This window comes from Micromonospora sp. WMMA1996 (assembly GCF_002573675.1).
Taxonomy (GTDB): domain Bacteria; phylum Actinomycetota; class Actinomycetes; order Mycobacteriales; family Micromonosporaceae; genus Micromonospora; species Micromonospora sediminicola.
The window spans coordinates 221,414-234,861 of the sequence record NZ_PDHU01000001.1; the positions used below are offsets into that span (position 1 = coordinate 221,414).

Sequence of the window (13,448 nt, forward strand, 5' to 3'; positions counted from 1 at the left end):
CGCCCCTGTTCTCAGGCAAGCAGGATGCCGTGGTCGACAGCATCGGTGAGCACCGCGCTCAGCGAGAGACGGATCACCTCGAAGCGGCGGGACACCTCGCGGGACAGTTCCAGCTCGACCTCGCGCAGGGCCCGCTGGGCCCAGGAGCGGGCGGCGCCCGGGTCGTCGTTGCCCGGTGACCGCCAGTGCTGCCAACAGCCGCCGTTGAGCGCCACGCCGATCGGCGGCAGCACCTCGTCGCGCTCCGCCCCGGGCAGGCCGGCCAGCGCGTCGAGCGCGCCGGTGCCGGTCAGCCCGGCCACCCCGGCCGTGCTGGTGACCAGGAGCACCCGGTCCAGCTCCCGGCTGTCCGGGTGGTCGGCCAGGCCCCAGCGCACGGCGTGGTCGATCCGCCGGCGCACGCCCTCGGCGAGTGGCGCGCCGAAGACCCGGGCGGCGGCGTCGTCGACGATGCCCCGCACCGCCTCGTCGCACTGGGCCGTGGCGAGCAGCGACAGCGCCTCCAGCTCGCGGTCGAGCAGCTGCGGCAGACCGGCGCAGCCGACCCCGAAGACGATCTCCTGCACCACCCGCAGGTGGATGTTGGCCAGCTCCAGGGCGAGGTGCTGGCGGATCCGCTGGGCGCAGGAGCGGGCCTGGCGGTCGATCCGGTCGGTCAGCTCGGCGGGCTCGACCCCGGCCACCACCGGCACCCGGCCGTGCGCGCCGGGCGGCTCCGGCGGCCGGGCGCTGGCCCGGCGCAGCCCCTCGTCGGCGGCCCAGCCGACCAGGGCCCGGCGCAGGTTCGGCAGCTCCGCCCGGCGGGCCGGGAACCACCGGGCCGGGGCGAGAGCGGGCACCGCGGCCAGCAGCGCGGCGCGGTGGGCCGCGATCGAGACCGCCACCGGGTCGAGCCGACCGGCGGGGCCGGGCGGGCCGGTCCGGCCGGCCGACGGGACGGACGCCCCCGTGTCCTCCACCGCCGCGCCGTCCGCCGGCGCCGCCCAGCCGGTCACGCCGGGGGTGACCGCGAAGAAGACCGCGACCCGGGCCCGCGCCACCTCGGCCAGCAGGTGCAGCTCGGCCGCACTGAACGCCTGGTCGGCGGAGATCGTGAAGAGCAGCGCGCCGGCCCGGCCCACGGCGTCCAGCAGCACCCGGCCACCGGCCACGCCGAGGGCGCCGGTGTCCGGCGTGTCGAGCACCGAGAAGTGCCGCAGCAGCGGGTCGGGCAGGCTCAGCTCGACCCGGCGCGGCGGCCGGGCGAGCGCCGGGCCGGCGGCGAGCGGGTCGGCGCCGTAGGAGTGCGGCTGGCGGTAGCCCGGGACGTACGCGGCCCGGGTGGCGACCTTGGCGTGGTTGACCAGCAGGTGGCTGCCGGCGGGCACGGTGAGCGTCCCGGCGTCCAGCCCGAGCAGGCCGGCGATCAGCTCGCGTCGTCCGGCGCCCGCCGGACCGGCGACGACCACCGCCATCGGCTCGTCCGGCCCCGGCTCGGTCACCCCGACCCGGGTCGGCAGCGGGGCGCACCGGGGCGGCTCGGCCGGGCCTCCTGTTTCGGGCACGTCGACCGAGGGGAGTGGACCCGGCTTCATCAGGCGGCCTCCCGGTCAGGCGACCGGGGGGCCGGTCGCGGTCGAATCCCCTGGTCGCAGGGGATGCCGGAAGAGTACGTGTGTCAGGGATCCGACACCGAACACATCCGGTACTCACGGGTAATGAACAGATTACTCAACTTCACTGCGTGACGGTCTGCGCGCGGACGGAACACCATCGATATGCTGCACCGATGAGTAGGTGGGAGTTCGTCGGCCGAACGGATGAACTCAACCGTCTGTTGTCGGCGGTCGGTGGCCCGGAGGGGCGCGGACTGCTCTTCAGCGGCGACGCCGGCGTCGGCAAGAGCCGGTTGCTGCGGGAGGGGGTGGCCGCGCTCTCGCCCGAACGTCACGCCATCTGGTCCGTCGCGGCCAGCGCGACCACCGCCGCGCTGCCGTTCGGCGGGCTGGTCCAGGTGCTCCCGGCCGCGCAACCGCAGGGCCTCTCCCCCGCCGGGATCCTGCGCTGGGCCGTGGACGTGCTCCAGGAACAGGCCGCCGGCCGGCCCATCGTGCTGGCCATCGACGACGCGCACCTGCTCGACCCGCCCTCGGCGGCGCTGGTGCACCTGGTCGCCCGGTCCGAGAACGCCACCGTGATCGGGACGCTGCGCAACGGGGAGCAGATCCCGCTGCCGATCCGCGCCCTGTGGACCGACGACCTGGTCGACCTGGTCGAGCTGGGGCCGCTCGGCCCGAGCGAGACCACCGGGCTGCTCGCCGCGATCCTGGGCGGCCCGGTCGACGCCGGCTCCTCCGAGCGCCTGTTCCGGCTCTCCGCCGGCAACCCGCTGCTGCTGCGCGAGCTGGTGCTGGCCGCCGATGACGAGCTGAAGAGCACGTACGGGATCTGGAAGTGGACCGGCCGGCTGGAGCTGGCCCCCAGCCTCACCGACCTGATCGACACCCGGATCGGTCAGCTCACCCCCGGCGTCCGGGCCGTGGTCGAGCTGGTCGCGTTCGGCGAGCCGCTCGGCCTGCACCTGCTCGAGCAGGCGGTCGATCCGACCGACGTGGAGACGGCCGAGGAACGCGGGCTCATCACCATGGTCCGCGACGACCGGCGGCTCAACGTCCGCCTGGCCCACCCGCTCTACGGCGAGGTGATGCGCCGGCAGTGCCCGGTCAGCCGCACCCGGCGGCTCCAGGCCACCCTGGCCGGGCTGCTGGAGCGGGTCGGCAAGCGCCGACGGGACGACCTGCTGCGGGTCGCGGTGTGGCGGCTCGACTCGGGCACGGCCCAGGACGTGGCGCTGCTCCTCGACGCGGCCGTGCAGGCCTTCGGCCGGTACGACGTGCCGCTGGCCACCCGGCTGGCCCGCGCCGCGCTGGAGGCCGGCGGCGGCACCGACGCCGCCGAGCTGCTCGCCACCATCCTCATGTTCGGCGACCGGCCGGACGAGGCGATCGGGGTGCTCGACCAGGTCGCCGGCGAGATCCACGACGATCGCCGACGGAGCCGTTGGCTGACCGTCCGGGGCATGGTCAGCTACTGGGGCCTCAACCGGGAGTCCACGGTGGAGGAGATCGCCGCCCGCGGCGAGGAGCTGTCCGACCCGGCCGACCGGGCCCGGGTCCGCGCCTTCGAGGCCATCATGCGGCTGCACCGGCTCGACGTCGACGTCGCGGTGCGGCTGGCCCAGGAGGTGCTCGACCGTCCGGCCGCCCCGATGGCGGCCCGCGAGCTGGCCCGCTGCACGCTCGCCCACCTTCAGGCGGCCCAGGGGCAGTACCGCCGCAGCGCCACCGCGATCGCCCGGGTGCAGGCCGAGGCCGCGTGCTGGCGGTCCGACATGCCCTACCTCCAACTCGCCATGGAGCTGGCCCGGGGCACCCGGCTGGCGCTCTCCGGCGACCTGGCCGGCATCGACGCGATCGTCGCGGACGAGTTCGCCGACCTGGCCGGTGCCGGCGACTTCCGGCTCGGCACCGGCTACCTGGCCATCCTCCAGGCGTACGCGGCCCGCCTGCGCGGACGCGGCGACGACGCGCTCAAGACCAGCCTGGGCGCCTGCGCGGTGCTCGCCACCAGCCGGGTGTACGCCGGCCTGGCGCACGCCGAACGCGCCCAGGCGGCGGCGTTGCGCGGGGACGCGGCGCACGCGGCCGAGGCGATGGCCGAGGCGGACCGGACGCACGCGCCCGGGATGGCCGTCCTCTACCCGTGGCTGGAGCAGGCCCGGGGCGCGGCGCAGGCGGCGGTCGGCGACCTGCCGGCGGCCACCAAGCACCTCTGCGCGCTGGCCGACCGGCTGCGCGAGGACGGGCTGGCCGGGCACGAGCTGCTCGTCCTGCTCGACCTGGTCCGGTTCGACCAGGCCGCCGCGCCGGTCGGACCGACCTGCACCGACGGCGGCCAGCGCACCGTGGCGCAGCGCCTCGCGGAGCTCTCCGAACAGGTGGACGGCGTGCTGCCGCCGCTGGTCGCCCGCTACGGCCGGGCCGCGCTCGACGGCTCCCCCGACGACCTGCTCGCGGTGGCCGACGGCTTCGCCGCCCGCGATCTGGTCGTCTACGCCGCCGAGGCGACCGCGATGGCGCTGCACCGGATGCGGGACGGGCGCGCCGGAGCGACCGGGCCGGTCCGGGAGCGCCTCGCCGACCTGCTGCGCCGCTGCGACGAGATCTCCACCCCGGCGCTGCGCATGCTCCGTCCCACGCTCAGCGACCGGGAGTGGGAGGTCGCCCGCCTCGCCGCCGAGGGCGTGACCAGCCGCGCGATCGCCGAACGGCTGTTCCTGTCCACCCGCACCGTGGAGAACCACCTCCAGCGGGTCTACAGCAAGCTCGGCGTCACCGGCCGCGGCGAGCTGCGGGCCGCGCTGCGGTCGATGCCGGGGCACGACGGCGCGGATCCGGCCTGAACTCTAGGCTGGGGCGGTGAGCACCCTTCGCCCCGCGCTGCTGACCGACCACTACGAGCTGACCATGGTCAGCGCGGCCCTGCAGGACGGCACCGCCGACCGACGCTGCGTCTTCGAGGTGTTCAGCCGGCGACTGCCGGCCGGCCGCCGGTACGGGGTGGTCGCCGGCACGGGTCGCCTGATCGAGATGATCCGCGACTTCCGCTTCGACCCGGCGGAGATCGACTTCCTCCGTCGCACCGGCGTGGTCGACGACCGCGCCGCCCGGTGGCTGGCCGACTACCGCTTCACCGGCGACGTCGACGGCTACGCCGAGGGCGAGCTGTTCTTCCCCGGCTCCCCGATCCTCACCGTGTCCGGCACGTTCGCCGAGTGCGTGGTGCTGGAGACGCTGGTGCTGTCGGTGCTCAACCACGACTGCGCGGTCGCCGCCGCGGCGGCGCGGATGGTCACCGCCGCCCGGGGCCGGGCGTTGATCGAGATGGGCTCCCGCCGGGCGCACGAGGAGGCCGCGGTGGCCGCCGCGCGGGCGGCGTACCTGGCCGGGTTCCGGTTCACCTCCAACCTGGCCGCCGGGCAGCGCTACGGCATCCCCACCGCGGGCACCGCCGCGCACGCGTTCACGCTGCTGCACGACGACGAGCGGACCGCGTTCGCCTCCCAGGTCGCCACGCTGGGCAAGGACACCACGCTGCTCGTCGACACGTACGACATCGCCCAGGGCATCCGCAACGCCATCGCGGTCGCCGGCCCGGAGCTGCGCGCGGTCCGGATCGACTCGGGCGACCTCGCGGTGATCGCCCAGCAGTCCCGGGAGCTGCTCGACTCGCTCGGCGCCACCGAGACGAAGATCATCGTCTCGGGCGACCTGGACGAGTACGCGATCGCCTCGCTGGCCGCCGAGCCGGTGGACATGTACGGCGCCGGCACGGCAGTGGTGACCGGCTCCGGCGCGCCCACCGCCGGCCTCGTCTACAAGCTGGTCGAGGTGGAGGGGCGACCGGTGGTCAAGCGCTCCGAGCACAAGGCCACCATCGGCGGTCGGAAGGTCGCGGTACGCCGGCACAAGCCGACCGGCACCGCCACCGAGGAGGTCGTCGTGCCGCAGGGCGTGCCCGACCGGCAGCCCAACGACCGGCTGCTCCAGCACTCCTTCGTGGTCTCCGGCGAACCGGTCACGCTCCCGACGCTGGACGAGTCGCGCGAGCACCTGCGACAGTGTCTGATCTCCATCCCGTGGGAGGGGCTCAAGCTCTCCGGCGGGGACCCGGCCGTTCCGGTGACGGTCGTACCCGCGAGCTGAGGAGGACCGGCCAGATGGCGAACGCCCTGATCATCGTGGACGTGCAGAACGACTTCTGCGAGGGCGGGTCCCTCGCGGTCGGCGGTGGGGCCGGGGTGGCCGCCGGGATCTCCCGGCTGCTCGCCGCCGAGCCGGACCGCTGGGACCACGTGGTCGCGACGAAGGACTACCACATCGACCCGGGCGCGCACTTCGGCGACCCGCCGGACTTCGTCGACTCCTGGCCCCGGCACTGCGTGGTCGGCACGTCCGGCTCCGAGTTCCACCCGGAGCTGGTCACCGACCGGGTGGAGGAGATCTTCCACAAGGGCGAGCACGCGGCCGCGTACTCCGGTTTCGAGGGGCACGCGCGCGACGGCGAGTGCCTGGCCGACTGGCTGCGCCGCCGCGACGTCGACCGGGTCGACGTGGTCGGCATCGCCACCGACCACTGCGTACGCGCGACCGCGCTGGACGCCGCCCGGGAGGGCTTCCGCACCACGGTGCTGCTGGACCTGACCGCCGCCGTGGCCCCCGAGACGCTGGACGTGGCGCTGCGCGCGCTCGACGGCGCCGGGGTCGCCACGACGGGCGAGCCTGTGATCAGGGCCGCTTGACCAGGTAATCGCTTGCGACTGTCGTACCCCCGGCCCAGGATGGCGCGGGAGGTACGGACCGTCGTGAACCTGAAGCCTTACCGGGAGGCCCTCGCCCTGCCCGGCCTGCGGTCGTTGCTGCTGGTGTCCGTGCTGGCCCGCATGCCGCTGACCGCGACCGGCGTGACGCTCACCTTCTACGTGGTGCTCGACCTGGGGCGGGGCTACGGCGCCGCCGGTCTGGTCGGCGCCGCGTCGACCATCGGCGCCGCGCTCGGCTCGCCGCTGCTCGGCCGGCTGGTCGACCGGCGCGGGCTGCGGCCGGTGCTGCTGCTCACCACGGTCGCCGAGGGCCTGTTCTGGGCCGCCGCGCCGACCCTGTCGTACCCGGTGCTGCTGCCCGCCGCGTTCCTGGCCGGCCTGCTCGCGCTGCCGGTCTTCTCGGTGGTCCGCCAGTCGATCGCGGCGCTGGTGCCGGCGGAGCGACGCCGGCCGGCGTACGCGCTGGACTCGATGTCGGTGGAGCTGTCGTTCATGGTCGGCCCGGCTCTCGCCGTGGCCCTGGCCACCACCGTCACGCCCCGGCTCACCCTCTGGGCGGTGGGCGCCGGGATCGTCGCCGCCGGCATCTGCTTCTGGCTGCTCGACCCGCCGACCCGGGCCGCCGACGAGTCGGCCGGCCCGCAGCGCGCGGTGTCCCGCCGGGAGTGGCTCACCCCGCGCCTGCTCGCCGTGCTGGCGGCCAGCCTGGCCGCCACTCTGGTGCTGGGCGGCACCGACGTCGCCGTGGTGGCCGTGCTCCGCGCCGGCGGCGAGGTCGGCTGGACCGGCGCCGTGCTGGCCGCCTGGGCGGTCGCCTCGCTGGTGGGCGGCTTCGCCTACGGCGCCGTCCGCCGCTCCTTCTCCCCGCTGGCGCTGGTGGCGGCGCTCAGCCTCACCACCATTCCGGTCGGCCTGGGCGGGTCGCACTGGTGGCTGCTCAGTCTCGCGCTGATCCCCACCGGGGCGCTCTGCGCGCCCACCATCGCGGCCACCTCGGACGCGGTGAGCCGGCTCGCCCCGCCCGGCGTCCGCGGCATGGCGATGGGCCTGCACGGCTCCGCCGTCACCGTCGGCATCGCGCTCGGCGCGCCGCTGGGCGGCGCGGTGATCGACGCCTCCGCGCCCGCGTGGGGCTTCGTGGTCACTGGTGCGATCGGCTCGCTGGTGGCGCTGGCCGTGCTCCCGATAGAGCTGCGCCACCGCCGCGCCCAGCTCCCCACCCCGACGGACCCCGACCTGGCCCTGGCCTCCCGCTAGCCCCCGGCCCTCACGCACGCCTTCCGCCCACCCCGCCCCGCGTGATCGAGGAGCTCGCGTCTCCCCGAGGCGGGGCCGACGCCGGTTCGGGGAAGTGGCTGGTTCCACGCACCCCGGACACCACCACTCCCCCGTACTGGCGTCGCATGGCGGCCCCCGCCCGGAACCCCACGTTCCCGGAAGTTGACCAAGGAGTTGGTGTCCCCTCATGCAGGCCAAACCGACACAAGCCTCTTGATCACCGGGGCGCCCCGAGGCGGGGCGAAACCAGTACGGGGAAGTGGCTGGTTCCAGGCGCTCCGGACACCACCACTTCCCCGAACTGGTGCCGCACCCCGCCCCCAACCCGTTGATCATGAAGTTGGCGGCGACAAATCGGACACGAAACACCGTCAACTTCATGATCAACGGGGCTGGTGGGGGCGGGCGGGAACGGGCCGGGCGGGGACAGGCGGGCGGGGAGGGCGGGCGGGGAGGGCGGGAGGAAACAGAGCGGGCGCCGCACCCCGTGAGGGAGTGCGGCGCCCGGCCTTGAACTGGGTCAGCGCTGGTCGAGGTTGCCCGCGGTGTCCTCCTGGTAGCTGGCGCCACCGTTGACCTCGCTGGTCAGCGGCTTGGCACCGCCCTCGGGCGGGCCGGCCAGGCTCTGCCCGGCGGCCAGCTCGGGGAACTTCGCGTCGAAGGCCGGCCGCTCGGAGCGGATCCGGGGCATCCGGTCGAAGTTGCGCAGCGGCGGCGGGGAGCTGGTGGCCCACTCGAGCGAGTTGCCGTGACCCCACGGGTCGTCGACCTCGACCACCGGACCGGTCTTGTACGACTTCCAGCAGTTCCAGATGAACGGCAGGGTCGAGATACCGGTGATGAACGCGCCGATCGTGGAGATCATGTTCAGCGTGGTGAAGCCGTCGCTGGGCAGGTAGTCGGCGTAGCGCCGGGGCATGCCCTCGTTGCCCAGCCAGTGCTGCACCAGGAACGTGGTGTGGAAGCCGATCATGGTCAGCCAGAAGTGGATCTTGCCGAGCCGCTCGTCGAGCATCCGGCCGAACATCTTCGGGAACCAGAAGTAGATGCCGCCGAAGACGGCGAACACGATGGTGCCGAAGAGCACGTAGTGGAAGTGCGCCACCACGAAGTACGAGTCGTGCAGGTGGAAGTCGAGCGGCGGGCTGGCCAGCAGCACACCGGTCAGACCACCGAAGAGGAAGGTCACCAGGAAGCCGACCGCGAACAGCATCGGCGTCTCGAACGTGATCTGACCCCGCCACATGGTGCCGATCCAGTTGAAGAACTTCATACCGGTGGGCACGGCGATCAGGTAGCTGAGGAAGCTGAAGAACGGCAGCAGCACCTGGCCGGTGGCGAACATGTGGTGCGCCCAGACGCTCATCGACAGGGCGGCGATGGCGATGGTCGCCGCCACCAGGCCCTTGTAACCGAAGATCGGCTTCCGGGAGAACACCGGGATGATCTCGGTGATGATGCCGAAGAACGGCAGCGCGATGATGTAGACCTCGGGGTGACCGAAGAACCAGAACAGGTGCTGCCAGAGCATCGGCCCGCCGGTCGCCGGGTCGTACACGTGGGCGCCGAGCAGGCGGTCCGCGGCGAGCGCGAAGAGCGCGGCGGCCAGCAGCGGGAAGACCAGGATGGCCAGCAGGCTGGTGACCAGCATGTTCCAGGTGAAGATCGGCATCCGGAACATGGTCATGCCGGGCGCGCGCAGGGTCAGGATCGTGGTGATCAGGTTGACCGCGCCGAGGATCGTGCCCAGACCGGAGATGGCCAGGCCGACCACCCACATGTTGGCGCCGACGCCCGGCGAGTGCTCGACCGTGCTCAGCGGCGTGTAGGCCGTCCAGCCGAAGTCGGCCGCGCCGCCCGGGGCGATGAAGCCCGCGGTGGCCAGCGTGCCGCCGAACAGGTACAGCCAGTAGGCGAACGCGTTCAGCCGGGGGAACGACACGTCGGGCGCGCCGATCTGCAGCGGCACCACGTAGTTCGCGAAGGCGAACACGATCGGCGTCGCGAAGAACAGCAGCATGATCGTGCCGTGCATGGTGAAGAGCTGGTTGTACTGCTCGGGCGACAGGAACTGCAGCCCCGGTCGCGCCAGCTCGGCGCGCATGATCAGGGCCATCAGGCCACCGATCATGAAGAACGCGAACGCGGTGACCATGTACATGATCCCGATCTGCTTCGCGTCCGTGGTGCGCAGCAGCCGCGCGATGGCCGACCCCTTGACCGGCTCGCGGACCGGCCAGGGCCGGGTCACGACCGGCTTGGGTGCGACGGTGGTCACGAGTGGCCTCCGGTTCTGGGTTGTCCCGCTCGGCGCGCTGGTCATCGGCGCAGCCGTCATCCGCAAGGAGGATAGTCCCCGGTAGGTGGCCCCGCCGCGTGGGGTGGGCGGCTACGATCTTCGGCCCTCACAGCGGGCCGGTGAGGAGCCGGTAGTGCTCCCCGAAGATCCGCCCGCCGCGCCCGCGCAGCAGCGGGTCGCGCAGCGCCGGCGGCACGTCGCGGGTGCGGTTGCGGTCCCGGGTCCGGTCCCGCACCCAGCGGGTACGCGGCCGGCGGCGACTCTCGTACGCGATCAGGGCGGCGTCGACGCTGCCGGCGGCGTGCAGCGACTCGGCGAGCACGACGGCGTCCTCCAGCGCCATGGCGGCCCCCTGGGAGAGCGTCGGCGCGGTCGCGTGAGCGGCGTCACCGACGAGCAGCACCCGGCCGTGGAACCAGCGCCCCAGCTCGACCTCCTCGGTGCGTTCGACGTGCACGGTCTCCAGCGCGGCCAGCACCTCGGGCACCGGACCGCCGTAGTCGCCGAACAGCTCGTGCAGCCGGGCGAGCGGGTCGGCCGGCAGGTCGGTGCCGGCCTCGTCGGCATAGCAGTAGAGCCGACCGGCGCCGAGCGGCACGACCAGGAAGCCGGCGCGTTGCCCGAGCAGGGCGGTCCAGTCGCCCACCCGGGGGCCGCCGCGCACGACGGCGCGGTAGACCACCTGGCCGGCCGGGCGGGGCGGACCGCCGAGCGCGGCCAGCGTGCGCACCGCGGAGCGGGGCCCGTCGGCGCCCACGACCAGGTCGTACTCCCCGCAGGTGCCGTCGGTGAAGCCGACCGCGACACGGCCGGGCAGCGGCTCGACGGTGCTCACCTCGGCGCCGTGCCGGACCGCGCCGCCGGCGCCGGTGAGCAGCACCCGGTGCAGTTCGGCCCGGGGCAGCGCCCGGCACTCCCCCACCCCGGCCCAGAGCGCGTCGAGGTCGACCTCGCACAGCGGCGCCCCGGCGGCGTCGAGGAAGCGCTGCCGGTGGACCACCTGGCCGAGCGGGCGCAGCGGACCGTCCAGGTCGAGGCGGCGCATCGCCCGGGCCGCGTTGCCGGGCAGATAGAGACCGGTGTCGGTGTGCTCGGTGGGCGGCAGCCGCTCGGTGACGTCGGGCCGGAACCCCGCCAGGCGCAGCGCCCGGGCCATGGCGAGGCCGGCGATGCCCGCGCCGACGACGAGGATGCGCAGGGGGGAACCACCCATCGTGGGGTACGCCTCCGGAGGGGATCGGAACGCGTTGGAGGCAAGACATTACTCGCCGCAACCAGGCGGCGAAAGTGCCCGTCGGCCCTGGCGCGGGCACCCGGTCGACGGCCTCCGCCGTCCCACCAGCAGGAATCCCACGCCAACCGGAGGATCGGCGGCCATCTCAGCTTAACCGGTCCAGTTGCGCAGCGGTTTCAGACATGTAAATGTGTGACGTGAACGTGGGAGCGCTCCCGCTCGTACCACCCCACAGATCCGGCGCCCCTCGCGCCGAGCCAAGGAGCATCATGAAGCGTCCACTCAGGGCCATCGCCGCGGCCGGTCTGCTGGCCGCCAGCGCCGTCGTCGCCGTCGCGCTCGGCGGCAACGCCTCCGCCGACACCCAGATCTGCGAGCAGTACGGCTCGACCACGATCGGCGGCAAGTACGTGGTGCAGAACAACCGCTGGGGCACCAGCGCGCAGCAGTGCATCAACGTCACCTCGACCGGCTTCTCGATCACCCGGGCGGACGGCTCCGCGCCGACCAACGGGGCGCCGGTCTCCTACCCGTCCGTCTTCGTGGGCTGCCACTACACCAACTGTTCGCCCGGCACGAACCTGCCGGTCCAGGTGAAGAACATCAGCAGCGCGCCGGCCAGCATCAGCTACAACTACGTCAGCGGCGCGATCTACGACGCCGCCTACGACATCTGGCTCGACCCGTCGCCCAAGCGGGACGGGGTCAACCAGATGGAGATCATGATCTGGCTCAACCGGCAGGGCCCGATCCAGCCCATCGGCTCGCCGGTCGGCAACGCCAGCATCGCCGGCCGGACCTGGGAGGTCTGGCGGGGCAGCAACGGCTCCAACAACGTCATCTCGTACGTGGCGCCGTCGGCGGTCCCCAGCTTCAGCTTCGACGCGATGGCGTTCATCAACGACACCCGCAACCGCGGCGCGATCACCAACGACTGGTACCTGACCAGCATCCAGGCCGGCTTCGAGCCGTGGCAGGGCGGCGTCGGGCTGGCCGTCAACTCGTTCTCGCAGAGCGTCAACACCGGCAGCAACCCGCCGCCCACGACCACGCCGCCGACCGGCACGCCGACGACGAACCCGCCGTCCGGCGCGGCCTGCACCGTGACGTACCGGGCGACGAACGTGTGGAACAACGGCTTCACCGCCGAGGTGACCATCAAGAACACCGGCTCCGGCACGATCAACGGCTGGACGCTGAACTACAACCTGCCCTCCGGGCAGAACGTGACCAGCGCGTGGAACGCCACCGTGAGCCAGAGCGGCTCGGCGGTGACCGCGCGCAACGTCAGCTACAACGGCACCCTCTCCCCGGGCGCCTCGACCAACTTCGGCTACCAGGCCACGCTGAACGGCAGCTTCTCCGCGCCGAGCAGCTTCTCCCTCAACGGCGCCACCTGCGCCCGGGGCTGACCACCGCAGCGTGAAGGGGCGCGGTCGCCGTCGCGACCGCGCCCCTTTCCGCGTACGCGGTCAGCCGCCGAGGGCGTCGATGTCGCGCATCTCCTCGGCGGTCAGCGAGAACCCGAACACGTCGGCGTTGGCCCGGATCCGCTCCGGCGTGACCGACTTCGGGATGACCACGATCTCGTGGTCGATGTGCCAGCGCAGCACCACCTGGGCCGGCGACACGTCGTGCGCCTGCGCGATCCGGACCAGCACCGGGTCGGACAGGTCACTGGTCTTGAACGGGCTGTAGCCCTCCAACGCCACCCCCCGGTCCCGGTGGGCGGCGTGCGTCTGCCGGTCGTACAGTGACGGGCTCCAGCGGATCTGGTTGACCGCGGGCGTCTCCTCGGTGGCCTGGATCAGCTCGTCCAGCTGCGCGACCGAGTAGTTGCTCACGCCGACGGCCCGGGCCAGGTTCTCGTCCCGGGCGGCCAGCATCTCCCGCCAGACCGGGATGCTGTCACCGGGCGCGGACGGCGGCCAGTGCACCAGCCACAGGTCGACGTACCCGGTGTCCAGGGCGGCCAGGCTGGCCTCGATCGTCTCCCGCTCCCGGCCCACCCGGTTCGGCGGCAGCTTGGTGGTGATGAACAGGTCCTCCCGGCGCAGTCCGCTCTCCTTGACCGCGCGTCCCACCTCCTTCTCGTTGCCGTACATCGTCGCGGTGTCGATGTGCCGGTAGCCGGCGTCCAGCGCGGCGAGCACGGCCTGGTAGCCGTCCTCGCCGGTGGCCTGCCAGGTGCCGAAGCCGAGCAGCGGGATCCGGACGTCGCCGGGGAGCGGGAGGGTGGGCTGGTCGAGGTCCATGTCGTCGGTTCTACCCCTGAT

9 protein-coding genes are annotated in these 13,448 nt (G+C 73.4%); 5 read left to right on the forward strand and 4 right to left on the reverse strand.

What is annotated here, in order from left to right:
• Positions 1–11: 11 nt before the first annotated feature.
• The gene (locus COO58_RS01090) at positions 12–1,574 is read right to left on the reverse strand and encodes a hypothetical protein (protein ID WP_091581029.1); all 1,563 of its coding nucleotides are present in this window, start codon (positions 1,572–1,574) and stop codon (positions 12–14) included.
• Between the two features lie 194 nt (positions 1,575–1,768).
• Here COO58_RS01090 and COO58_RS01095 point away from each other — a divergent pair, with 194 nt between their 5' ends.
• From COO58_RS01095 to COO58_RS01110, 4 genes are read left to right on the forward strand one after another with little or no spacing between them, the layout of a single operon-like run.
• Positions 1,769–4,441, forward strand: coding sequence for a LuxR C-terminal-related transcriptional regulator (locus COO58_RS01095; protein WP_098743473.1), 2,673 nt, complete (start codon positions 1,769–1,771; stop codon positions 4,439–4,441).
• A gap of 16 nt (positions 4,442–4,457) precedes the next feature.
• A complete protein-coding gene (locus tag COO58_RS01100) occupies positions 4,458–5,744 on the forward strand; it encodes a nicotinate phosphoribosyltransferase (RefSeq protein WP_091581035.1) in 1,287 nt (428 codons plus the stop codon).
• Positions 5,745–5,758: 14 nt separating this feature from the next.
• Entirely contained in the window at positions 5,759–6,340 is a 582-nt protein-coding gene (locus COO58_RS01105; protein WP_091581037.1) for an isochorismatase family protein, read from the forward strand.
• A gap of 39 nt (positions 6,341–6,379) precedes the next feature.
• Entirely contained in the window at positions 6,380–7,618 is a 1,239-nt protein-coding gene (locus tag COO58_RS01110) for an MFS transporter (protein ID WP_098743475.1), read from the forward strand.
• A gap of 541 nt (positions 7,619–8,159) precedes the next feature.
• On the opposite strand, the gene ctaD is transcribed toward COO58_RS01110, so the two are convergent.
• Both ctaD and COO58_RS01120 read right to left on the reverse strand, forming a co-directional pair.
• On the reverse strand, positions 8,160–9,917 hold the full coding sequence (ctaD, locus tag COO58_RS01115; protein WP_091581043.1) for a cytochrome c oxidase subunit I: 1,758 nt from the start codon (positions 9,915–9,917) through the stop codon (positions 8,160–8,162).
• A 127-nt stretch (positions 9,918–10,044) separates the two neighbouring features.
• Positions 10,045–11,151, reverse strand: coding sequence for an FAD-dependent monooxygenase (locus tag COO58_RS01120; RefSeq protein ID WP_098743476.1), 1,107 nt, complete (start codon positions 11,149–11,151; stop codon positions 10,045–10,047).
• A 290-nt stretch (positions 11,152–11,441) separates the two neighbouring features.
• On the opposite strand from COO58_RS01120, the gene COO58_RS01125 reads away from it, so the two are divergent.
• Positions 11,442–12,584 (forward strand): cellulose binding domain-containing protein, encoded by a 1,143-nt coding sequence (locus COO58_RS01125; RefSeq protein ID WP_091581049.1) that lies wholly within the window; start codon positions 11,442–11,444, stop codon positions 12,582–12,584.
• A 60-nt stretch (positions 12,585–12,644) separates the two neighbouring features.
• On the opposite strand, the gene COO58_RS01130 is transcribed toward COO58_RS01125, so the two are convergent.
• Complete coding sequence (locus COO58_RS01130; protein ID WP_098743478.1) at positions 12,645–13,427, reverse strand: aldo/keto reductase; 783 nt, start codon at positions 13,425–13,427, stop codon at positions 12,645–12,647.
• Positions 13,428–13,448: the final 21 nt, after the last annotated feature.